Annotated in this window: 24 protein-coding genes and 1 pseudogene; 12 read left to right on the top strand and 13 right to left on the bottom strand. The window is 68.8% G+C overall.

The window, feature by feature from the left end:
- Nucleotides 1–967: 967 nt before the first annotated feature.
- The 9 genes from ACIQ8J_RS34580 to ACIQ8J_RS34540 all read right to left on the bottom strand — a co-directional run bounded on the left by ACIQ8J_RS34580 (nucleotide 968) and on the right by ACIQ8J_RS34540 (nucleotide 8489).
- The gene (locus ACIQ8J_RS34580; RefSeq protein ID WP_403277897.1) at nucleotides 968–2110 is read right to left on the bottom strand and encodes a hypothetical protein; all 1143 of its coding nucleotides are present in this window, start codon (nucleotides 2108–2110) and stop codon (nucleotides 968–970) included.
- 306 nt (nucleotides 2111–2416) lie between these two features.
- Nucleotides 2417–4711, bottom strand: a complete 2295-nt coding sequence (locus ACIQ8J_RS34575) for a hypothetical protein (protein WP_403277895.1) — start codon at nucleotides 4709–4711, stop codon at nucleotides 2417–2419.
- 72 nt (nucleotides 4712–4783) lie between these two features.
- Nucleotides 4784–5092 (bottom strand): hypothetical protein, encoded by a 309-nt coding sequence (locus ACIQ8J_RS34570; RefSeq protein ID WP_403277894.1) that lies wholly within the window; start codon nucleotides 5090–5092, stop codon nucleotides 4784–4786.
- 179 nt (nucleotides 5093–5271) lie between these two features.
- A complete protein-coding gene (locus ACIQ8J_RS34565; protein ID WP_403277893.1) occupies nucleotides 5272–5748 on the bottom strand; it encodes a hypothetical protein in 477 nt (158 codons plus the stop codon).
- Complete coding sequence (locus tag ACIQ8J_RS34560) at nucleotides 5745–5927, bottom strand: hypothetical protein (RefSeq protein WP_403277892.1); 183 nt, start codon at nucleotides 5925–5927, stop codon at nucleotides 5745–5747. The genes ACIQ8J_RS34565 and ACIQ8J_RS34560 overlap by 4 nt, the downstream gene beginning before the upstream one ends.
- 166 nt (nucleotides 5928–6093) lie before the next feature.
- Nucleotides 6094–7638, bottom strand: coding sequence for a DUF2637 domain-containing protein (locus tag ACIQ8J_RS34555; protein WP_403277891.1), 1545 nt, complete (start codon nucleotides 7636–7638; stop codon nucleotides 6094–6096).
- A 154-nt stretch (nucleotides 7639–7792) separates the two neighbouring features.
- Entirely contained in the window at nucleotides 7793–7990 is a 198-nt protein-coding gene (locus ACIQ8J_RS34550; protein ID WP_403277890.1) for a hypothetical protein, read from the bottom strand.
- Between the two features lie 30 nt (nucleotides 7991–8020).
- Nucleotides 8021–8188, bottom strand: coding sequence for a hypothetical protein (locus ACIQ8J_RS34545; protein ID WP_403277888.1), 168 nt, complete (start codon nucleotides 8186–8188; stop codon nucleotides 8021–8023).
- A 130-nt stretch (nucleotides 8189–8318) separates the two neighbouring features.
- Nucleotides 8319–8489 (bottom strand): hypothetical protein, encoded by a 171-nt coding sequence (locus ACIQ8J_RS34540; RefSeq protein ID WP_403277887.1) that lies wholly within the window; start codon nucleotides 8487–8489, stop codon nucleotides 8319–8321.
- A 164-nt stretch (nucleotides 8490–8653) separates the two neighbouring features.
- Here ACIQ8J_RS34540 and ACIQ8J_RS34535 point away from each other — a divergent pair, with 164 nt between their 5' ends.
- The 4 genes from ACIQ8J_RS34535 to ACIQ8J_RS34520 all read left to right on the top strand — a co-directional run bounded on the left by ACIQ8J_RS34535 (nucleotide 8654) and on the right by ACIQ8J_RS34520 (nucleotide 11712).
- A complete protein-coding gene (locus ACIQ8J_RS34535) occupies nucleotides 8654–8902 on the top strand; it encodes a hypothetical protein (protein ID WP_403277886.1) in 249 nt (82 codons plus the stop codon).
- 40 nt (nucleotides 8903–8942) lie between these two features.
- Entirely contained in the window at nucleotides 8943–9239 is a 297-nt protein-coding gene (locus ACIQ8J_RS34530) for a helix-turn-helix domain-containing protein (RefSeq protein ID WP_403277885.1), read from the top strand.
- A gap of 243 nt (nucleotides 9240–9482) precedes the next feature.
- The gene (locus ACIQ8J_RS34525; protein ID WP_403277884.1) at nucleotides 9483–11030 is read left to right on the top strand and encodes a hypothetical protein; all 1548 of its coding nucleotides are present in this window, start codon (nucleotides 9483–9485) and stop codon (nucleotides 11028–11030) included.
- A 430-nt stretch (nucleotides 11031–11460) separates the two neighbouring features.
- Entirely contained in the window at nucleotides 11461–11712 is a 252-nt protein-coding gene (locus ACIQ8J_RS34520) for a hypothetical protein (RefSeq protein WP_403277883.1), read from the top strand.
- 45 nt (nucleotides 11713–11757) lie between these two features.
- On the opposite strand, the gene ACIQ8J_RS34515 is transcribed toward ACIQ8J_RS34520, so the two are convergent.
- Entirely contained in the window at nucleotides 11758–12084 is a 327-nt protein-coding gene (locus ACIQ8J_RS34515) for a hypothetical protein (RefSeq protein ID WP_403277882.1), read from the bottom strand.
- A gap of 504 nt (nucleotides 12085–12588) precedes the next feature.
- On the opposite strand from ACIQ8J_RS34515, the gene ACIQ8J_RS34510 reads away from it, so the two are divergent.
- Both ACIQ8J_RS34510 and ACIQ8J_RS34505 read left to right on the top strand, forming a co-directional pair.
- A complete protein-coding gene (locus tag ACIQ8J_RS34510; RefSeq protein ID WP_403277881.1) occupies nucleotides 12589–13392 on the top strand; it encodes a ParA family protein in 804 nt (267 codons plus the stop codon).
- A complete protein-coding gene (locus ACIQ8J_RS34505; protein ID WP_403277880.1) occupies nucleotides 13389–13841 on the top strand; it encodes a hypothetical protein in 453 nt (150 codons plus the stop codon). The genes ACIQ8J_RS34510 and ACIQ8J_RS34505 overlap by 4 nt, the downstream gene beginning before the upstream one ends.
- 141 nt (nucleotides 13842–13982) lie before the next feature.
- Here the strand turns inward: ACIQ8J_RS34505 and ACIQ8J_RS34500 are convergent, their stop codons facing one another.
- On the bottom strand, nucleotides 13983–14597 hold the full coding sequence (locus tag ACIQ8J_RS34500) for a hypothetical protein (RefSeq protein ID WP_403277879.1): 615 nt from the start codon (nucleotides 14595–14597) through the stop codon (nucleotides 13983–13985).
- 328 nt (nucleotides 14598–14925) lie between these two features.
- On the opposite strand from ACIQ8J_RS34500, the gene ACIQ8J_RS34495 reads away from it, so the two are divergent.
- The 4 genes from ACIQ8J_RS34495 (at nucleotide 14926) to ACIQ8J_RS34480 (ending at nucleotide 16184) form a co-directional block, all read left to right on the top strand.
- On the top strand, nucleotides 14926–15159 hold the full coding sequence (locus ACIQ8J_RS34495) for a hypothetical protein (protein ID WP_403277878.1): 234 nt from the start codon (nucleotides 14926–14928) through the stop codon (nucleotides 15157–15159).
- A complete protein-coding gene (locus tag ACIQ8J_RS34490) occupies nucleotides 15156–15374 on the top strand; it encodes a hypothetical protein (RefSeq protein WP_403277877.1) in 219 nt (72 codons plus the stop codon). Before ACIQ8J_RS34495 ends, ACIQ8J_RS34490 begins: the two co-directional genes overlap by 4 nt.
- A 310-nt stretch (nucleotides 15375–15684) precedes the next feature.
- A complete protein-coding gene (locus ACIQ8J_RS34485) occupies nucleotides 15685–15939 on the top strand; it encodes a hypothetical protein (RefSeq protein WP_403608078.1) in 255 nt (84 codons plus the stop codon).
- Between the two features lie 50 nt (nucleotides 15940–15989).
- Nucleotides 15990–16184: a hypothetical protein gene (locus tag ACIQ8J_RS34480; protein WP_403277898.1), complete on the top strand. Its 195-nt coding sequence runs from the start codon at nucleotides 15990–15992 to the stop codon at nucleotides 16182–16184.
- 80 nt (nucleotides 16185–16264) lie between these two features.
- Here the strand turns inward: ACIQ8J_RS34480 and ACIQ8J_RS34475 are convergent, their stop codons facing one another.
- Nucleotides 16265–17518: a helix-turn-helix domain-containing protein gene (locus tag ACIQ8J_RS34475; RefSeq protein WP_403277874.1), complete on the bottom strand. Its 1254-nt coding sequence runs from the start codon at nucleotides 17516–17518 to the stop codon at nucleotides 16265–16267.
- Nucleotides 17519–17657: 139 nt separating this feature from the next.
- Here ACIQ8J_RS34475 and ACIQ8J_RS34470 point away from each other — a divergent pair, with 139 nt between their 5' ends.
- Together ACIQ8J_RS34470 and ACIQ8J_RS34465 are read left to right on the top strand one after the other, a co-directional pair.
- Entirely contained in the window at nucleotides 17658–18236 is a 579-nt protein-coding gene (locus ACIQ8J_RS34470; RefSeq protein WP_403277873.1) for a DUF6415 family natural product biosynthesis protein, read from the top strand.
- Nucleotides 18233–18406, top strand: a complete 174-nt coding sequence (locus ACIQ8J_RS34465) for a hypothetical protein (RefSeq protein ID WP_403277872.1) — start codon at nucleotides 18233–18235, stop codon at nucleotides 18404–18406. Before ACIQ8J_RS34470 ends, ACIQ8J_RS34465 begins: the two co-directional genes overlap by 4 nt.
- 1340 nt (nucleotides 18407–19746) lie before the next feature.
- Here the strand turns inward: ACIQ8J_RS34465 and ACIQ8J_RS34460 are convergent.
- A pseudogene (locus ACIQ8J_RS34460) lies at nucleotides 19747–20027 on the bottom strand (hypothetical protein); the annotation flags it as partial.

The raw sequence follows: 20027 nt of genomic DNA, 5'->3' as shown, positions 1-20027 counted from the left end.
CCCGCGGAGCGGGTGCCTATGCGCTGCGCGCATAGCAGAGAAACGTCCGCGCGTTGCGCGGACGGCTGGGTGCTGCGCACCCAGCGAAAACGCTTCGCGTTTTCAATCCCCGCGCTCCGCGCGGGGATTCGGAATTCCGCTCCGCTCCATTCCATAAGGCCATGTCCGCTCCGCTCTCACGGCCCCAACCCGGCTCCGCCGGGGCGCCAACCAAGAGGGGCTGGAGGCTGGGGCGGGTGCATCAGTGCTGGTCTGTGTAGGATCCCGAACAACCAGACACCCCCGGAGTGCTGAGCGAACGTCAGGCTCGAACAAGTGCCGGCCGCAGGAACCGGAACGCGGATTCCGCTACGCTCCACCAGGCCTGACGGCCACTCAGAGACCTTGCGGGGCCTGCCTCATACGGATGAGTGTACCCGAAAACCCTCCCTGATACCACCGACTCGGCTACGATGAGTCTCGCGCATCGGGCACACTGCACCCTGTCTCATCGCATCCGATGCACTGTGTAGCATCCCGAGCCAGACGGCCATGCATGCCGGGGCCGCCATGGCCTTGAAGGACGTCAGTCGATTTACCCACAGAACGACAGCGCCTTTCACCAGCCTGACGACACCTCAAGAGCGCCTATCAGCGAGCCAGACGGTACCGGACGTGACCCGAGAATGCCCACATAGCCCGGCCCCACGCTTTAGGCTTCCCAGGCCGGCTGCCGCGCGGGCGCCCCGTGGCCGCGCAACTCGCCACACCAGCAGGCCCATCCCCGCCGCACCCGCAGACCAAGCCCCACCCGTCTCTCTTCATCATTTGGGCGCAGGGATCCGGGCAGAAGGGGATGTCGGACCTCCCACCACGCCAAAAACCCACGGTGACCGGGGGTGTTATCCCATGCAGTCGAAGGGCGAGGGGGAGTTGCCGCGTCAGTTGTTGGACCAGATTGCGCACCAGATATGGGGGCTTTGGTGTTCTACTTGCTCGGCTTGTCCTTCTTGGCGCGTGTCCCGTGTGCCTGGATTCCCTCGGTGACACCGTTAGCGCTCCCCTTGCTCCCACTGTTCCCCTGGTTTCCTCCCCCGCCGGAGGGGCGGGAACCGTGAGTTCGAATTCCCTGCGCCATCACGCCCACCGTAGAGGCGCCCGCCTTTAGACCCATCCTCGCCACTCGTCCGCCTGTAATTCCTCCGCGCATTGAAAGGCCTGCCGCGATTTCGTCACCGTATCCGGGAACGAAACGGAAAACTGCGTAGCCTGCGAAGAGCGACAGGATGATGACGACGATTCCCGCCACCACTACGGATGAACTCCCCGCCCCTTGCGCGTTGGTGAAAACGCCTGAGATTCCGAGGGCGATCACGATAACCGGCTTGATCAGGATCAGGGCAATCATTACGCCTGCCCAGGCCCTCACTTTGCCCCACAGTGCGCGGTCAACCATTCCTGCGTACACCACACACCCCAGGAGCGCGCCGACGTATAGCGTCACCGACCGCAGGACCAGTTCGAGCAGGAGCAGGCCCGCCAGGATGATGGTCAGAGCGGAGGTGAGGAGCAGCATCAATGGGCCGCCTCCGATGTGGTCGCCGCTCTGGCGCAGTGTGGTGGCCATGGAGGTGAACATCTGGGCAGCGGACCCAGTAGTGCCCGACAGGGCGTTGGTGACGGCATCTGTCGCGGCGACGACGACATAGAGGATGAGCGGGGTGAACGCACTCGCGGCGACAGCAAGCCACAGAAACGCAACCGCTTCTCCAAGGGCGGTCGTCAGGGGCACTCCTCGCATGGCGCGCTTGGCGACGGCGATGAGCCACAGCGTCAGCGCGAGCACAGAAGAGGCTGCGAAAACCACCGCGTACTGTGCGACGAACCCCGAGTTGGTGAAGTCCACGCTCGACGGCCCGTCGATGGCCTTGCCCAGTTGCTCGACCAACCACGCGGCGCCGTTCGCCACCGAGTGGGCGAACGAGCTGAGTGGGTCACTGCCGGCGGCGGGGTCGGTTGTGGAGCCGCCGGCGGAACCGCCGGAGGGGCTTGGCGAGGCGCCTGTGTGATCGCGGCAGGCCTGTCCTGCCACCCCGATGATGAGGCGGCAGGGGTCGTCAGCGAGTGTCATCCGAGTCCTCCTAAAAGTGCAGCATCTGATGCTCTCAGGCGCCGAGTTGGGGAGAGGGCAGATCCTGCTGCGTGGCCCGTTGCGGGCCGGTCAGCCGGTGGGCCCGCCAATCACCCTCCCCCTCCCCCTTCATGCAGCCCAGAAGGGCGGAATCGGCCGGTAGGCAGGGGGTGCGGCTGGTGATTGACTTGATTGGTTTTCGCAGGTCAGCAACGGTTTCCGATCGGCGCTCCATTGGTGTTGATCGGCTGTGGTGAGCCGATCAACACCAATGGAGCGCCGATCAATCGCCAATGCCTGGGGTGGTCAGGACGCGCTCTGGAGTGCCCGCTGTACGGCGTCGAGCCGGTAGCCGCGGGGCGCCCCTTTGAGCTCGCTGAGCTTCTCAGAGGACAGTTCCACACCAGCCTCGCGCAGCTCGCGGGAGAGTGCCTTGCCCAGCTCGCGGAGACGGCCCTGGTCGTCCTTGTCGTGCCAGCGACCCCACCGGTCTGGGTCTTCCTTGCGGAGCTGGGTGTGGAGTTGATCCATGGTCAGGTACGCCGGGTCGTCCTCCTGGACGAACGCGCTGATGATCGTGAGCAGGATGGGCGGGACATCGCCCGCCGGCTCCTCACTCTCGTCGCTGTCCGCGGCGAGGCTCATGTCAGCACAGACTGTTTGGAGTGCGCGCCAGGCATCGATCAGGCCGGCTTCAGTGAGGGTGTGCGTCACGTCGGGGAGGCCGTCGGCTGCTCGCTCGGCACCGACCCTGGCCGCGTAGTCGGGCGTGACTTCGCGGACCTGGTAGCGCATCGCACGGTCCGCCAGGCCGGGCAGGCCCTGGGCATAGATCTGTCCGGCGTCGTTCCGTGCGGTGTGGGTGGCCGCGCGCAACAGGTCCGGCCGGTAGCCCTCGGCGATCGTTCCGGGCCCCAGAAGCTCGGTGACGTCGGCCCGACGGCAGGGGCCGAGCATTCTTGCCGACAACTTCGGGCCGATGGCTGCGCCCAAGTATTCCTTGGTGCCGAATTGGGCCGCACCATAAAACCACAGCGCTTCTTTGCGGCCGAGGAGCAGCACCCGGATAAACAAGGCCTTGTTCTTGTCGCTGAGCTGGGGCCACTCGTCAACGAACACGCAGAATGCCGGGTGTTCGGGGCTGACGCGCCATTTGTTGCCCCACCCATACGCGGCACGCTGGCGGGCGCGGGCCGTGCAGAGCTTCAGCAAGAATTTGAGGACGGCCGTGATCTTCTTTTCGTCCATCGTGGCGTCGAGAGTGATCGCGGGCCCCAGATCACCGACGCCGGTGCCGACTGGATCGATGTTGACCACGATCGCGTCGCGGGTGGAGGTGGCGGCCTCTGCCATCGCGAGCATCACGCCGCTCTTGGCGCCTCCGGAGTCCGCGACCATGAGGAGCATGAGCCCGGCCAGCGAGTAGGCGAGCTGGGTGGCGTCCATGGCGACGCCGAAGTCGTGGACGTCGAGAATCGAGGTCGACCGCGGGGCCCGGTAGGGCACGGGGCCCACGACTTCGGGCGTGAAGGGGTCCCGTTGGACCAGGCGGACATCGCAGGCTGCGCCCGCCTCTGGGTCGGTTTCGATGAGCAGGCCGTTGCGGCGCAGCCGCAGCAGGGTGATCAGGTTCCTGTAGGTCTCGCCCTCATTGAGTTGGTCCGGGGAGCCGGTGTTGAACACCGCGCGTGCCGACCAGCCCCACGGTTCGCGGCGCCCGCCTGTGACGGATTCGATGTCGCCGCCCTCACGCACGATCGCGCGCCGCAGCGCCTCCTCGGCCTCCTCGGGCGTGGTGGCCTCGGCGATCGGGTACGGCTGGAGCTCCTCCTCGTCCTCGCCCCCCGGGGCATCTGCGCCCTTGGCGGGCGGAGCGAGCTCGGGGCGGGCCAGGAGCCTCTCGGGGACGGCCCGTTGGGCCAGAGTCGGGGGCTGCCTGCCGACCCACCACAGGGCCACGACAGCACCAGGTAGAGCAAGCAGGAGGAGTTGGGGACGGACCACGATCAGCGCGGTGATGGCGGCCAGGACGACGACCAGGCCCACGAACCGCTGGGTGCTGCCGACGTGTCGGGCGCGCTTGATCTGCGCGGCAGTGGGCTGGACTGCCGCAAACGATTGCTTCGTGAGGTCGCGCAGCGCCTGCTCGCGTCGCTTGCGCTCATCACGCAACGCCTTCGCCGTGTGGCGCTGCTCGGGCGTCCAGCCGTCCTCAGCGCCAAGCAGCTCCACTTTGCTGATGCGGGCCCGGACGTCATCCAGCTCAGTGCCCGCGTTCTCGCGGAGCTCCTCGTACGCAACAAGCTGGCGCTGCACGAGGATCCGGCGGATCTCCTCGTCCGACTGGTGACCGGTGAGCACTCGGTGACGCAGGCCTGCGACGAGGTGTCGGCCGCCTGCGGCGACCCGGGTCACGGTCCGGCGGGCGAGTCCCTGCGAGGGGCCGGGCTCGGCAGTCTCGGTGCCGGTGGCCTCGGCCGTCGCCGGCTTCCCCTCCGTGGTGGGGGTTTCGGAGGGAGTTCCGGTGGGGGTTTCGGTCGGGGGCTCGGCGGGCGTGGTGGGGGGCCCGGTAGGGGTGCTGGGCGGGGGCGGGGTGCTCATCTCGGCTCTCCGGCGTACGGGTTCGGGATCTGGAGCCGCGGCCCGGACGATGGCGTCCGGGCCGCGCGCCGGTCAGTGGAAGAACGAACCAATGGTCATGTTCCCGATTCCGTTGATCAGGGGGACGACCGTGACCGCGCCGAGGAACGGGCCGAGCGTGAGACCGCACGGCGCGCCCCACGAAAATTCCCTCTTCGGCTTCCGCTTCGCCGACTTGTAGACGACGACGAATACGACGACCAGACCGAGCATGATGACCGCACCGAAGGGGGTCAGCGTGCCGAACTCGGCACTCCGGCTGATGCTCGTGTGCTGCGCACCGGTGCCCTTTTCGAGAGCCCAGTCACCGCCCTGACCGACCTTCTCTCGGGACCACGTCATAACGGTCCCGATAATTCCACCCGCACACGCTCCCGCCGCCGCGAACGTCAGCGCCGAGATCCCGAACGGAATCAGGTCTGCCCAATTCCGGGAGCGGCTCTTAAACCAGAACCAACTCAGGCGCCCGACCAAAATCAGGAAACCTACCGTGAACATTCCGAGAGTTACAGTCTTCACTTTCAGCCCCCTACGAGGATTTTGGCCGTGCCGAGAACGATTGCTACCGGCGTGTAGTACGCCAGCCCTACAGGAAATCCCCACACCAAGGTGCGCGTCATTTTCCGTTCCGACCGCAGATGCCAGATACCGCCGAGCACGACCCCCATCAGGGTCATTCCGGCAGCCGCCCCAAACTCGAACTTGCCCCAGACAAGCAAGAGAGTAAAAGCGGGGCCGGTGGTCGCAAGCGCCGCTTTGCATGCGCGTCCGTTGTTGTTTTCCTTGAACCAACGGCCGATCCAGGAGAAATCCCAATTGGACTCGGCCGGGGGCGTCGCGGCGTCGCGCATGGCGTCGGCAGCGTCGCGCATGGCCTCCGCCGCGTCCGTGAGGGCGTCGGGGTCCTGCCAACGCTCCGCCTCGTACGGGTTCGGCTCATACGGCTCGGGGCGGGCCGGCTGCACGCTCCACCACTGAGGCTCAGGCTCGTCACTCACGGGTGCCTCCTTCCTGCGGCAGCGGCGCCGACTCCCAGGACCCGCCACAGGAACTGCCGCACGCGCAGCTCGTCGCCGCCGAACGGGGGCCAGCCCCGTAAGGCGCTCTCGGGCCACATCGGTGAGCGGGGCGGGAGGATGGTGCGGGTGTAGCCGCCGGCCTCGGTAGTACGTCGCATACTGGTCGTGCCTCCTGGTGACGCGCTGTCGTGTGTTTGGGAGGGGGTCCGGTCGGGGCTGCATCCCGGCCGGACCCGTCACGAGCCGATCACGTCTCGTGAGACTAGATCCGGGATCTGACATCGAGCAGGGGGATTTCCTGATCCGATGTCATCCCGCCCCTTTTCAGGGCTGATAGCCCTCATCGAGCAGGGCTCGGGCGTCCTTGCGACGGTCGCCCGCGGTGGTCTCGGAGACTCCGAGCACCTCCATGATCCGGCTGAGCGGCAGCCGCTCGACCACGCCGCCCGCCTCGGTGAGCACCAGCCGTGCGACCTTCCGGGCGTCGCGCTGGCGAGGTGTGAGCCGGGTCAGCTCCTCCGCCGCGAGGGCGCGTTCCTCGGCCTCGGCCGCACGCAGGCGCACCTCGGCCGCCTCCTCCTCGGCTCCGGCCGCACGCAGATTGGCGACGGCCGCGCGCTCCCGGTCCTCGGCCGCCTTAGCCACTGCGGCCTCCGCCCGTGCCTCAGCCGCGGCTGCCTCCTCGTCGGCCTCGGCCGCACGCAGGCGGACTCCGGCCGCACGCTCGCTCTCCTCGGCCGCACGCAGCTCCGCCTCGGCCGCACGCTCCCGAGCCTCGGCTGCGGTGACCGAGTCGAGCGCCTCCTTCTCCACCACGGCGATGTGCTCGGCCTCCTGGAGCGCGCGGCGAGCTGCTCGCGCCTGGGCCTCTGCCTGGGTCTCGGCCTCCGTACGGGCAGCGCGCGCCCTGGCCGCGGCTGCGCCGGTGGTCGCCTCGAAATCGTGTTCGGCGGCCACGACCGAGGCCTCTGTCTTCAGTTCGGCGATCCGGGCCTGAGCAGCTGCCGCCTTGGCCCGTGCGGCGCGGTCGAGTCGGGCGGCCTCGGCCTTGTCCTTGCGGAGTTGCTCGCGGGCGTCGTGCTCATCAGGCAGTGCGAGGGCCTCGTCGACGGACAGGCCATAGGGCGCCATCGTGAGCGGCAGGAGGCGCGGCGCCGGGGCTTTCCTCCGCCAGTTCTTGCCGTACTCCCGCTCCAACATGGCCCGGTACAGGGTCCGCTCCCGCTCCAGCTTCACGGCCGTGGCGTACGACCGGATCTCCCACAGTCGCATCCGCCGGAACAGTGCCCACGACTTCCACGGGGAGAGGACCCAGCGGTAGAGCGGCACCGTGTCCGGACGCTCGACGTGGGCGGCCTTGATGATCGCCCGGCGGGCCGCCTCAACAACCCCCACAAACAGCAGGGGCATCACGGCGTGCATGCCCGCGCCGACAAGATCACCGCTGCCGACCGAGCTGGCGTTGAAGTAGATGGTGGCGAGCGTCAGCAGGTGGGCGCTCAACCGGAGCACGGGCCACGGCTGCTTGCGGTGGGCCATGAACAGATCGGCCGCCAGGAGCACAATGATCCCGGCATCCACCCCGATGGGGACCCAGGGGACCACGGCGGGCTCGAACCCGTGGGCCGCCGCGAGCTTGCGGAGTGCGGTGTAAGAGGCGGCGAATCCGATGCCGGCGACCACCGCTCCACCGCCGAGCATCCCTGCGGCCATGGCGAACCGCAGCATGCGACCGGAGCGGTTGCGGGGCCCACCCGGGGCAGCAGGGGCTGCGCCCGGTGGAACGGGCTCCGGACCCGGGGTCGGCGCGGGCCCTACCGGGGCGGGCACCTTCGGGGCCGCGGTGCGCGGCTCCGCTGTGGTGGTCATCTGGCTCTCCCTGGTGGTGAGTTCGTGGTGCGCGCCCCGGGCGGGATTCGATCCCGCAGCATCACGCATGGTCCGGGGCTCCGTCACAGTGGCCTGTCATCCGGTGGCGGCTGGTGCGCTTCTGTGACATCTGTGCCGGTCTGTCAGCGGAGGATCACTGGGCGAGCCGGGTCTCGACGGCGCGCCTCAGCGCACGTACGGAGTCCGGATCGAAGGTGATCCACACCTTCCCGACCATCTCGTTGTGGTCCCTGGTGTAGGCGACCAGGACCGCCGAACCGTCGGGGTTCTGCTCAAAGTTGAACTTGGTGACAACCCCAGTGATCTGCTTGTCCGGTACCTGGTTCACCACGGCGAACTCCTCTCGTCTGGGTTTCGGGGGTCAGCGGCTGGCGAGGTGCGCCGCCACCGCGGCAGCGTTCGCGGTGGCGGCTGCGGTGGCCGCGTGGACGGCGGCCAGCGCTTCCGCGGCGGCCCGACTGTCGGCCTGCGCCTGCTGACGGGCCGCTTCCATCGCGGCCTCGGCCGCGCGGCGGTCGTCGTCGCTCATCGCCGCCCTCCCTTGGGAGTGCCAGGAACCGGCCTCTCCGGCGCGGGGTAGTGACCGCCGCGGGAAGGCTGGTAGACCGTTTCGTGCTTGGGGTCCGGCCGGGTGCCGGGGGCCGTGGGAATGTCTCGCTTCAGCGCCACGACGGGCCCCCGATCACAGGGCGGCGAATGATGACGCGGGCGAGGTTCTCCGGCTCGGGCTCGGGGCCGCGGTCGTTGTCCTCGCGCTCCCAGTCCTCGAAGAGGCCGACATACGGCGGGGCCGTGGTGATCACGCCCGTGGGCGTGGCGATACGATCCATGACGGATCGCCCTCCTATGCACGTAGGTGGGTGGTCAAGGCCCTCGGCTGGGTGCTGTAACACCCGCCGGGGGCCGCCCTGTTTCCGGGGCAGCACCACCATGACACGAAACTCAGTTGCGAGCAACCGTGACTCACGCGTGAGTTTCTGGCACTATGGCGGCCATGAACGAGATCCCGGAAGAGGCGCAGGCGCGGGCCCTGCGCGCTCTCGCAGAGGCGGCCAAAACACGCGATGTGGAGGTTCCGCGACTCGAACGCGCCGTACGCGACGCCGCCATAGACGCCATCCGCGCCGGCGCGCCGCGCATCCGTACCCAAAAGCTCTCTGGCGTCAGCCCCACCACGTTCTACGCGTGGCTGACGGAGGCGGGCATCCCCGTCCGGGCCAAGCGGCGCGCCACCGACGACTAGCCCATATGTACCCAGTGCATAAATGATGGGAGTTGCCCATATGTCCAGTACAGAGGCCCAATTGCGGCTCACCGTGGCGGCGCTGATGTACGCAACGGGAGAGAACCAGACCGACCTCGGCCGCGGGCTCCGCCTCTCGCAAGGGCAGGTCAGCCGCAAGCAGTCAGGCCTCAGCGGTTCGAGCTGGACACTCGCCGACATCGACAAGCTCGCGGCGCACTACGGCATCGCCGTCCCGGATCTGCTCTCAGGGGCGGACCACGCCGTCAGCCGCCTGCCAACTCGGCGGCGTGCCGCGACAGTCGGCGGCACACAGACCACCATCACCGCCACCTGAGCTACCCGCGTTACGCGGAGTAGCCTCACCCAGACACGTTAAAGGCCCACTGGGGTAGATCCCGGAGCGTCAACTCCGGCAGCGGGCCAGACCACCTGAGGTCCGTTCGCGAGTGTACCCGGGACGATTCCCCGGTACGCGCGATGCGGGCGCAGAAAGGCGTCCCTTCATGTTCGACCAGTTCTCCCCTCCACCCCACCCCACGTCAAACAAGCACTGCGCACACCTCATCGAGGTGTCCCTGTGAGTCTCGAAGCGATGGTGTGGGCGGTGAGCGGCGATGCTCCAGTAGCCGACGTGAACGAGTTCGCCGTTCTCGGCTGCATGGCCGACAAGGCGGATCACGACGGCTGCGGGACATGGCAGTCGAAGGAGACGATCGCTCAACGGACTCACGTGAGCGAAGAGACCGTGAAGCGGTGCTGGCGAAACATGCTGAAACGGGGGTTGATCGCCAAAGGGGATCAGGACCTGGTGAAGCACTACCGCGCCGACAAGCGGCCTGTCGTCTATGACCTGCTGATCCCGTACACGTGGTTCTCCAACATCGACCGCATCAACGCGGAGCGGGAACGTCTCGGCCGCCCGCCGCTCACTCCTGAGAACCGGCCTCCCATCGCCCCTGCCCCTGCCAAGACCCCCCGCGCGGACAAGGGGAAGCCACGGCCGCCGAAAGCACGGGGGAACTCAAAGACCCCCCGTGAGAGCACCCCGAAACCGCGCCACGGGGGAACTACAAGTCGTCCACGGGGGAACTACAAGTCGTCCACGGGGGAACTTGTAGACCCCCAAACCGGTACCTCTAACCACTCCCTGAACCACAACCCCATCCCTCCCTCCGTCCTTGACGTACAGGTCCCGGACGCGATCGGTTCGGGCACGGATGGACGGACGGACGGGGGCGGTGTCATCGAGGGCCAGGAGCAGCAGCCCGTGCGGGCCGGTGTGGCGGGAGCAGCGGCGGCTGACGCTGCGCCGGAACTGCGCGGCAACAGGGCGGGGGGCGCCGTGGCCGTGGTGCCGGTGGAGCTGACGCCGGGTGTGGAGGTGCTGCGGGCGGTCGCGGCTGAAGCGCCGGAGTGGCAGATCACCCACGCCAAGACCCTTCAGGATCAAGGCGATGTCGCTACAGCGATGCTGGCGGAGGGGATCACGCCGCAGGCGATCCGGCACGCGCTGGTGTCCGTGCCGCTGCCTCAGCCGGTGCGTACGTCGGTCGGTGCGATCGTCGGCCGGCGGCTGGCAGATCTGCGCGCGATCGGTCCCGCTGCCGGGATCCGGCCGATTCCCGCGCAGCAGTCAGGCGTTCGGGACGTGGTGGGTGGTGAGCCGACGCCCACACCGCCGAGCCTGGCGGAGCGGCTGGCGACGCTGGATGCAGCCGTGTCGGGTCAGGACAGGCACCGTTGGTGCGCGGGGGACGGTGGGCTGTGTGCCCGACTGGCGTTGCCCGGACTGGAGTTGTGCGCGGTGTGTCTGGGCGGTGAGAAGCCGGTGTGTCAGAACGGGTGCGGGCGGGGCGTGGTGGCACCCGGCGCGCGCTGTCTGGTGTGCGACGGTGCCACGTCTGCCCCGCCGGAGACGCCCGGCACCGGCCCCGGGGCCGACACCTGCCCGGGGACCGGTGGTGACGTGTGCGGTCGGGCGGTACAGACGGCGGGTCTGTGCGGGAGGTGCCGGATCAAGGCCGAGAAGGCCAAGCTCGCCGCTGACGCCGAGTGGGAACAGGCCCGCGCGGTGGCGGTCGCTGCGTCTGAGGCCGAGGATGCCGCGCACTCTGCCACCGTCTAAGGCTCTCGGGGCGCCTGTGACGGCCGTACAGGCCGTCACGGCCCCCTCGGCCGGGCGCGGTTGAGTTCGGCGCTCTCGCGGACGATCGCGGATTCTGCGGCTGGGGTGGGGTGCTGACGGGGTATCAACACGCCGGAGCGCCCCGAGCACGGCCACGTCGCCGCCGGAGACGGGAGTCGGCCCCGGCGGGGGTGGTGTCGCCGGGGCCGGGTGGGCGGTCCGGTCACCATGCAGACCGGACGGCCCGCGCTCACCGCGGTGGGCCGTCTCGTCGGAGCCCCGCGCTGCGCGCGGGTCCAGGGTCCCGCCGGAAACGGGTGTTGTCAGTCCCTCACTCGGGTGGCAACTGCGGGTTGTTACCCAACGGCGCCCGTGTCCACGTGTGGTGGGGGCGCGCGTGCCGCTTGGTGGGGCTGGGAGACTGCCGGGTGTGAGCACGACGCGCCGCCGGCCCCTGGGGCCAGGCCAAGACCTTCCCGACCCTCCCGCCCGAGACCCCCGGGCCCGGACGGCGGCCGAGCGCGCCGCGGCCTCGGAATGGGTGGAGCAGCTGCCCGCGGCGTCACAGGCCCCCGCAGTCGGCGGGCGGCGACGTCTGGGTGCGGGACCGGTGGACGCGGGCGCCGCCGACGCGACCGCTCCCGTGTACGTCATCTCGGAGACGTACAGCACCGACCGTTGACGTACGCAACCATCCCGGCCCGGAGCGCGGTGTCCTGCTTCCGGTCTACGGCCCGGCTGGGCCGAAGGGGCCGTAGACCGGATCGCCTCCGGGCACGTAGTACTCAGACACGTCGGTCCATTCCGGCCGCCATCCGGGCCGTCCGAGTTCCCGCTCAGCCTCGGCAAGTATCAGAACAGCCCTGTTCCACTGCACTGCGGCGGCGCCCACGGCGGGCGCCACGTCGTCGGTCGCGAGTCTGGTGAATTCATCGCGCTGGTCGAGCACCACTTCCTTCGCGTCCCGGTCGGGGCCGTCGGGGTAGACGTCGGTGAGGATGGCCCGGTACCAGGCTGCGATCTCCTCCATGTGCCGGGTGAAGTCGTAGGTCATGACGTCAGTTTGAGTACACACGGGTGAGGCGGTCCGCCCCCTCGGTGCGCAGCGGGGGTGATCTGGACCACTCGTGCCGCCCGTTTGCCGTGACACCGCCTGCTCCCGGGGCAATGTGCGTTCCATGGTGCGTTTCAGTCAGGAAGTGGTAGAGCCCCGGCCCTGGAACCGCTGAGGCCGACGTGCTCTTGCCCGGTTCCGGGGCGTCAGCCGATGACTTGCGTCGCCCCCCGGGCAAGCCTGTTTCGACGGCGGGCAGCCCCTTGTCCGCCGTCGAAGCGCAAACGGCACCACCTTGCCCAACACCTGGGCTAGGAGGGCAAGGTGGGCGGCTCTTCGCCCCGGGAGGGACAGAGGCATCAGATACCGGAGTTCCGAAGTCTGTAACTCCGGTATCTGATGCCTCTGGCACGGAGGGATGGTCGGCAGTGCCAGAATGCCGGGCATGCGTGAGCTGTACTTCCGGAGTCCGGGAGTACCGGAATAACAGAGTCTGGAGGATCAATGGGCAGCAGGCGAGTAGCTGCGGGCAACAACAAGGGCGGCTCGGGGAAGACGGCTTGGGTGGTGAACACGGCAGCCGCGCTGGCGGATGCAGGGCGTCGGGTCCTGGTTGTGGACATGGACCCGCAGGCCAACGCATCGCGTCGGCTGGGCCGTCCGTACCGCGAAGAGAGCCCGACCGTGACGACCGCTGATGTCTTGCGGGACGCAGAGACCGGCTCGGCCGTCGACGGGATCGTGCCGTGCGCCTGGGACGGGGTGTACGGGATGCGCATCGACATCCTGCCGTCGCGGTTCGACTTGGAGAAGCGGGTGGCCGAGGCGGCAGTCATCGGGGCCCGAAGCCGGCTCGTGCGGGCGCTGGAAGGAGCGGACGACCAGTACGACGTGACCCTGATCGACTGCCCGCCGTCGCTCGGCCACCTCACCGAGCTGGCTCTCGCTGCCGCTCACTACGGGATCGCCCTCATCGACCCGGAGTTCGACGGCGTTCAGGGCGCCACCCGGCTGAGGGATTTCATGCAGGACGAACAGACCCGCCGCGAGCTGGCCAACATGGACCTCCAGTTCCTGGCAGCGATCCCGTCCCGGATCGACAACCGGGTCGGCGCCCACCTTCACCACGTCAGCACCCTCCCCAGCCTCTTTGGGCAGGACCTGGTGTGGGAGCCGATCCCGGAGCGGGCGACCGTCAAGAATGCTGCGGACGCCGCGCTGCCGCTCAGTTCGGAAGGCGCCCGTGCCGCGGATATCCGCGCGGTGTATGCGGACAACGCCGAGCGCCTGTGGAAGGCGATCGGATGAGTCCCAAGCGTGAGCGGCCTGTCGTGCCTGCCGCCTCCCCTCTTGCCCGCAAGCCCGTGACCCCGGTTGTCGAATCCCTCATGCCCCAGCAGCCGACAGGGGACCAGGCTTCGGAAGTGCCGGACTCCTGGATTTCCGGAGTTACAGACTCCGGAAGTTCCGTACTTCCGGAGTCTGTAACTCCGGGAACCGTCGGGGGAGAGCACGGCCCGCGGTGGAAGGATCTGGAGCGCAAAGAGACGCGCCTGCGTGCCGACCAGATCGAAGCCCTGACGGCGCTGCGCCGCCGAGTTTCCGCGCAGCGCCGGAATCGCTCGGAGATCATCACTGACAACACCCTGATCCGGATCGCGGTCGATGTGCTGCTGATGCGCGCCGACCAGCTCAAAGGCGATACGGAAGCCGATCTGCTGACCTCCCTGGTATCGCGCCAACGGGCCAGGAAGTGACTGACAGACTCTGAGAGTCCGGGAGTTCCGAACTTACAGAGTTCGGAACTCCCGAAGTAATGGCATGCCCTCGATCAGGCTCGCCTCTCGAACTGGACAAGCGCGAGCCGACAACTACAGGCCTGCCCGTCCCGGCCTGTGTCACGAGGTGCGGCTCTGGGCGAGGTATTGCTGTTCCGCGGCGCGTACGCGCCGCTGCTCCCGGTCGCGGCGTACCTGCTGGACGATGACATGCAGGCCGCCCAGGGCGAGGACTACGTAGACAGTGGCGTACCCGTGGTGGAGAGCCTGCTCCATCTCCGGCCACCGTTCATCGGCCGTGGGCTGCGTGCCGTGCGTCATCGCTTGCGTCATGCCGACGAATACCCACGCCATCAGCGACAGGACAGCGCCGGTGAACCAGAGGATGCCGACGGTCATCGAGCGCCACATGCGCCGCTCGATGGGGAGGCCGAGCTCGGCGCGGATCTCCCGTGTTTCGGCATCGGCACGTCGGACTGACACGCGCTTGGCAACTACGCACGCGACGCAACCGAGGCCGAGCAGCAGGATGACACCGACAGCCAGAGGCGGAGGTACGGGAACCGCTACGAACGTCACCATGACCGCGAGGGTCAGCGCGCCAAGGGCGGTAAAGAGGGCATCCCACCGGGGAGCCCACAGTTCGTCGGCACCGCGGCGCCACTTCGTCCAACACCAGCAGGCGGTTCCGGCTGCGCCGGCCCAGAACACCGCGCCCACGATCGCTGCCCCCATAGGTGGCCCCCCTGTCCCCTTGGTATCCGTATCCACCAGCCCGGCCGCTCGCTCGTCCGGCTCTCCAACACTCCCAGACTTTCGCTCGCAGTTCGCGGGCTGATCTGCTGGCCTTCCTGGTATCGAGCCGACAGGGCCACGAACCGACCGGCAGACTCCGGGAGTTCGGGAGTTCCGAACTTACAGAGTCCGGAACTACGGAACTCTGGAACGCTGTCCTCATCCTGCGGTTGATCGCAGGACCGTGAAGCCGGCTCGCGCCGCGATTTGGGACGCGGTCGAGTGATCAACGTGCATCGGAATTCGAACACCTGGTTGAATTCCGGTCATGGCGCGAACCTTCCCTGACGACCTCCTCCAAGCCCAGCGTGAGTGGCACCGTACGTATGCGGCGCTTGCCGAACGTCCGGTGCACACCACGGCCCTGCGGCGCCGCCTGCAAGTGCTCTCCCGCCGCATCGAGACGCACCCGTTCTTCGACGCTATGCCCGGCGGTGCGGCGGCGGCCCGGGTGGAGCTGCGCCGCCAGGCACGCATGCACGGGGAAGGGGAGACGGCATGAGGGCCCTCACCGACCGCCAGGTCCGCATTCTGCGGTCCGCCCGCGAATGGGTCGCAGAGCACGGGGTGGCACCTTCGCTCCGCGAGCTCGGCGCCGCGGCCGGCCTCTCCAGCTCATCCTCGATCGCCTACCAGGTGCGACGGATGAGGGAGATCGGGGTGGAGGTCGAGACCCGGGGCCGCGGGAGCGGCCGTTGCCCGAACTGCGGGTACTGAACCACCACGGGCGACCGTCGGACGGGAACACAGAAAGCGAGTCCCTTCCCGAGGGAGGAGGGACGCTCCAGGTAAGTAGTCGGCGCTGCGGCGGGCGTTCTGAACACCCCTTGTCGTGCAGGTCAGAGGGCGTTTCCGAGGCTCTGCGTGAGGCCCTTCCAATGCGACTCAGGGTGCGACTCAGGGTGTGACCCAGGGCGCGTCTTAGGGCGCGACCCAGGATGCGACCCAGGATGCGACCTCTTCGGCTTTGGTGTCCGGGCTGGGCGTGATCTCGCTACTGTGGAGGGGTGGGCCTACGGTGCCTGCGGTGGAGGAGATCGTCATGGCCGACACGCTCAGGACGTTCAGCGGCGGGCGGGAGGTCGAGGTGCCCGCGACCCTGCCGGGGATCCGTGAGGCGCTGCCCGAAGAGCGTCGCGACGACTTCGACCAGGCCGTCGCCGAGGCGACCGTGCACACGATCCACGCGGTGATGCGGCACTGGATTCTGGAGCTGGTCGAGGACGACGAAGAGCGGGCCATCGTCGCTCGGCTTCGCGGCCGCGAGGGTCGTGCCGCTTGAGCAAGTACGCCATCGCGTACGCGCCGCCGGCGGACGCGTCGTTGGCGAGGATGCCCGACCCGCGCGCCTTCAAGGCCGCCATGGAGTCGACGCTGGGCAGCGATCCGTACGGGTACGGCTCGACTCAGGTCGGTGGTGACCGTGACCGCCGTGAGGCGACGGTGACCGGGGTCATCGTGCGGTACTACGTCTCCGAGTCCGTGCTCACGGTGACCGTGGTCAGGCTGGTCGATTTCCCTCTCTGACCTGGCGGGACACTGACGTCGTGAGCACCACGCGCAACAGGGCCCCGTTCCGGAGAACAGGGCCTGCTGCTGAGTGGCGGTCAGTCGTGTTCGCGGAGTGCGGTGATGAGTTGGCGGCCTTCTGCCGCTCGTTGGCGGAGCAGTACGGCGGCGGTGGTGTGGAGTTCGTTCCAGGAGTGGGGGCGTCCGATCGCTGCGGCGTCGGGGACGGACGCCACGGCGACTGCTGTGGCTTCGGCGGCTTGTCCGGCGCCGGCGTGGGCGTGGGCCAGGCAGGCCCGGTACCACGTTTTGTCCCGCCGGTACTCATCCGGCAGTGCGCTGAGTCCGCTCCGCAGTTTGTCGACGGCGGTGTGCCACTCACCGAGGTGCAGCGCGGTCATGCCGCGTTGCAGGGTGAACCAGGTCTCGTCGTAGAAGTACATCCACACGGGCTCGTCTTCGGGCCGCTCGCTGGCCCGGGTGATGAGGTCTTGGGCGTCGTCCAGGAGACGGTGGGCGTCATCGCCCGCCCCGTCGAGTGCGTGGCCCCGGGCGGCCATCTGCGCGGCCATGCCCTGGACTCCAAGCGAGGTGCCCGGGGCCGACCACCGGGCCGCTTCGGCCAGCCGCACGCACCTTTGGCCCCGGCCTCCGGACCACGCCATGTGGGCCTTCATGCTCAGGGTGGTGGCGGCCATGTTGGCGTCGCCGGCTTCCAGGGCCCATTCGTGGGAGCGGTCGTACCAGGCGAGTGCCGCGGGAGTCTGTGCCTGGTCCTGTGCCATCCATGCGAGGAACTGGGCGTGTTCGGCAGCCAGCCGGACCACCCGGTCCGCCAACGGCCCGCGGGCGCTGGCATACAGGTCCACGACGGTGCGCAGTTGCTGGCGCATCACGTTGACCATCGGGCGGGAGCCGATGAAGTCTTCCGCGCGGCGGTGCTCGGCTAGCAGGCGGTCGAGCCAGTCCAATGTGGCGGCATCCACGCGCAGGGTGGATGCGACGACGTTCGTCACGCGGTCCAGGAGGTCATCGTCCGGCGCGATACCAGGCAGCGACAGACCGGCCACCGGGGCCGGGGCGGCAGGCAGGCCCGACCCGCCCGGCTGGAGCTCGGCGGGGACGTCGAGCCCCGCCATGATGCGCTGGCGTACTTCGACCGACGTCACCCGGCGCCGTCCCCGCTCGATGTCGGAGACGTCGCCCTGCACCAGGCCGACGCGCTCACCGAGCCTGGTCTGGCTCAGCCCGGTGAGCTTGCGGTAGGTGCGGAAAACAGCGCCCCAGTCCTCACCGGTAACGGCGGCTGCGAGCTGGGGGTGTGACCATACGTTCTCGGGACTTTCTCCCATACCCCAAATATAGGACGCGGCTATAGGGCCATGGGATGGCCCCAACCACCGTGCAGCGCAAGGGTCTTGATGCAGCAGACCCCCGCGGCCGCGGCAGGCGGCCCGGGGGCATGACCATCAACCACGGGAGGTTGACGATATGACCCACGCTAACGCCCCGCTCCTCGACCAACAGGCCATCACCGAGTTCGTTGCCCAGGTGCTGGCACCGCGCCCCGGACTCCCGGCCGCCGAGACGGTGGAGGAGTGGCTCCAGGTCCTGCGCGGGCACATCGCCTACCTGGTGCCCATCGTGGAAGACGCCGCCCCGGCCGGTTGGCAGGAGGCCGTCCACGACGTGCGGGCCGAGCTGGACACCGGCCCCGGGCACCATCTCGCAGCCGCGACAGTGCACGCCCAGGTCCTGGCCCGCTACACCGGCCAGCTCCTCGGACTGGCTGGCGACACGGGGGAGCGCTGCTCCCTGCCGGGGGACATGAGCGTGCGGCAGTGGGGCTATCAGTGCACGGACTGGCGGCTGACCGCCCGCCCGGCCCCCGTGAGGTGCACCGGGAAATGCTCCGGGTGCGGGCAGCGCTCCGACACGCTGGCGTCCTCGGACGCGGCGCAGATGTGGTGCCGCGACCACGCGGGCGCGACGGGACACCGGGTGTACGAACTTGCCACGGTGCAGACGCTCACGGCCACGCTGCACGACAACGAGGGAGGCCTGCGGTGAAGAAGAACTGCCCCGGCTGCCAGGCCCTGCGTGAAGAGGCGGCCAAGCCGCACTCGGATATCGGTGATCTCCTCGTGCACACCGCGCTGCATGAACTGTCGCCCGAGTGCAGCGACAAGAAGCCGGCCGCGAAGAACGCCAGCCACCCACCCCGGACTCCGCAACCCTGATCCGGCCTACACCCAGTCCATCCCGAGCGCGGCAAGCTGCTCTTCGTTCAGCTTGCCGCGGCGGCTCTGGTCGGAGACCACACCCCGAGCCGTACTTCTGGACGTGCTTCAGGTCGCGGTGGACACGAAGACGATGGGCGCGGCCTACGAAATGCAGATCACCGGATCGTTCATCACCACCCGTACGCGAGAGCAGGAGAGGCTCATGACCATTCCCCCGCCCGGGATTCCGTCTCCCGACCCGGTGCCGAAGCCGGTGGGGGGCGGGCGAACGTTCGTTGCTCACCCCGATCTCCCCGCGACCGAAAAGCCGGCCGTGCCTCCCGCCGCGGCCAGGTCCGGCCCGCAGCCGGCATAGACCCGCCCCCCGCCAAGCCCCCGTTCCGACGCTGCTCCGCACGGAACGGGCACCCGTACCCCCGGGGCTCACCGTCCTGCCGGTCAGGAACGGTCCGGCGGTACGGGCCAGTCCGCCCTTCCCCTGCTCCCACGGCGTCAGGGAAGGGCGGGCTGGATCCACAGATGTCCCGCACCCGCAGAGCAGGTCCCCCCGAGTGGGTGCGGGCTCCGGTATCGCCCGCGCCCGAAACCCGGGTGATTCCGGCGGCACCGAGTCCCCCTTGCCTGTTCGGCTTGGGCCGGTGCCACGCTGCCCGGCCCACACAGGAACCCTGTCCTGTGGGGGCCGGGCAGTTCCCGTTTCCCGGGCCGTCGCGGCGCACCAGGAGCGGCGCGGCGCTTACCAAGCCACTGCGCTGCGCACTACCTGCGCAGGTACCGGGGCAAGCCCCGGTTGGTAAGTGCGGTGGTAAGTGGCGGTGCCCTTGGTAAGCCGCATCCACCCGCGGGAGTGCGGGGCTTGCCCGGCTTGCTCTTCAACGTGCCTTACAACTTGCTCTCCAAGGTGCCCTTCAACGTGCCTTTCAACTTGCCCCCAGCCTGGCGGGTGCGCCGGGGAAGCTGCACGTCGGAAGGCTGGTCAAGGGGGCGGGCGCGCGGCGACTACTTCTGTATGGACCCCTCTTCTGAGTCTGACGACCGCTGGAAGGTGGAGAACAGGAAGAAGAAGAGCGGCGGAGACGGGTCGTGGTCTTGCTGGTCGGCTGGTTGTTCTGACCCGTCGTGGTCGGGTCGGTGGTGATGGTTTCACCGAGTCGCGTACCAAGCCCTCGCTGTACTTACCACGGCACTCTGTACTTACCACGGCACTGCGGTCGCCAGGGGCCGGGGCCTGGCCGTGCTCGCCTGTCCTGAATCAGGGGAGCACGGCCGTGCTTTCGATCGTACGGTCTCGGGTCAGTTGCCCTGGCGGGGTAATCGCTGCCGCCCGGTGGTGAGGGTCATGGGCGGCGGTTCAGGGCGTGCAGGGTGGCGAGGATCGAGCCGACGGTGCCGAGTACTCCGAGCAGGGCGAGGACGGCCTGGGCGGGCTGGGCTGCGGCGGGGTGCTCGGCTAGGGCGTAGAAGAGGAACGCGGCGACCAGGACCACCATCCCGATGGCGAGGGCGGTCACGGTGCGGCGCAGGGTGGGGTCGGTCTGCGGCGCGGGCTCCGGGTTCGGGACCGAGGGGGCGGGCGCGGCCGGGGTGGCCGGGGCGGGGGTGGTGGGCTCGGCGGTCG

This window comes from Streptomyces sp. NPDC094147 (assembly GCF_044764265.1).
GTDB lineage: Bacteria > Actinomycetota > Actinomycetes > Streptomycetales > Streptomycetaceae > Streptomyces.
Note: the sequence above shows the minus strand (reverse complement) of the source record. Positions and strands in the feature narration are given on the sequence as shown.

What these genes read in the sequence shown, in the direction of transcription:
- ACIQ8J_RS34575 (WP_403277895.1), bottom strand. Translation starts at nt 4,711, where the DNA reads ATGAGCACCCCGCCCCCGCCCAGCACCCCTACCGGGCCCCCCACCACG.
- ACIQ8J_RS34515 (WP_403277882.1), bottom strand. Translation starts at nt 12,084, where the DNA reads ATGACCTACGACTTCACCCGGCACATGGAGGAGATCGCAGCCTGGTAC.
- ACIQ8J_RS34560 (WP_403277892.1), bottom strand. Translation starts at nt 5,927, where the DNA reads ATGCGACGTACTACCGAGGCCGGCGGCTACACCCGCACCATCCTCCCG.
- ACIQ8J_RS34545 (WP_403277888.1), bottom strand. Translation starts at nt 8,188, where the DNA reads ATGAGCGACGACGACCGCCGCGCGGCCGAGGCCGCGATGGAAGCGGCC.
- ACIQ8J_RS34570 (WP_403277894.1), bottom strand. Translation starts at nt 5,092, where the DNA reads ATGACGTGGTCCCGAGAGAAGGTCGGTCAGGGCGGTGACTGGGCTCTC.
- ACIQ8J_RS34530 (WP_403277885.1), top strand. Translation starts at nt 8,943, where the DNA reads ATGTCCAGTACAGAGGCCCAATTGCGGCTCACCGTGGCGGCGCTGATG.
- ACIQ8J_RS34555 (WP_403277891.1), bottom strand. Translation starts at nt 7,638, where the DNA reads ATGACCACCACAGCGGAGCCGCGCACCGCGGCCCCGAAGGTGCCCGCC.
- ACIQ8J_RS34540 (WP_403277887.1), bottom strand. Translation starts at nt 8,489, where the DNA reads ATGGATCGTATCGCCACGCCCACGGGCGTGATCACCACGGCCCCGCCG.
- ACIQ8J_RS34505 (WP_403277880.1), top strand. Translation starts at nt 13,389, where the DNA reads ATGAGTCCCAAGCGTGAGCGGCCTGTCGTGCCTGCCGCCTCCCCTCTT.
- ACIQ8J_RS34500 (WP_403277879.1), bottom strand. Translation starts at nt 14,597, where the DNA reads ATGGGGGCAGCGATCGTGGGCGCGGTGTTCTGGGCCGGCGCAGCCGGA.
- ACIQ8J_RS34470 (WP_403277873.1), top strand. Translation starts at nt 17,658, where the DNA reads ATGACCCACGCTAACGCCCCGCTCCTCGACCAACAGGCCATCACCGAG.
- ACIQ8J_RS34580 (WP_403277897.1), bottom strand. Translation starts at nt 2,110, where the DNA reads ATGACACTCGCTGACGACCCCTGCCGCCTCATCATCGGGGTGGCAGGA.
- ACIQ8J_RS34495 (WP_403277878.1), top strand. Translation starts at nt 14,926, where the DNA reads ATGGCGCGAACCTTCCCTGACGACCTCCTCCAAGCCCAGCGTGAGTGG.
- ACIQ8J_RS34510 (WP_403277881.1), top strand. Translation starts at nt 12,589, where the DNA reads ATGGGCAGCAGGCGAGTAGCTGCGGGCAACAACAAGGGCGGCTCGGGG.
- ACIQ8J_RS34490 (WP_403277877.1), top strand. Translation starts at nt 15,156, where the DNA reads ATGAGGGCCCTCACCGACCGCCAGGTCCGCATTCTGCGGTCCGCCCGC.
- ACIQ8J_RS34475 (WP_403277874.1), bottom strand. Translation starts at nt 17,518, where the DNA reads ATGGGAGAAAGTCCCGAGAACGTATGGTCACACCCCCAGCTCGCAGCC.
- ACIQ8J_RS34535 (WP_403277886.1), top strand. Translation starts at nt 8,654, where the DNA reads ATGAACGAGATCCCGGAAGAGGCGCAGGCGCGGGCCCTGCGCGCTCTC.
- ACIQ8J_RS34480 (WP_403277898.1), top strand. Translation starts at nt 15,990, where the DNA reads ATGCCCGACCCGCGCGCCTTCAAGGCCGCCATGGAGTCGACGCTGGGC.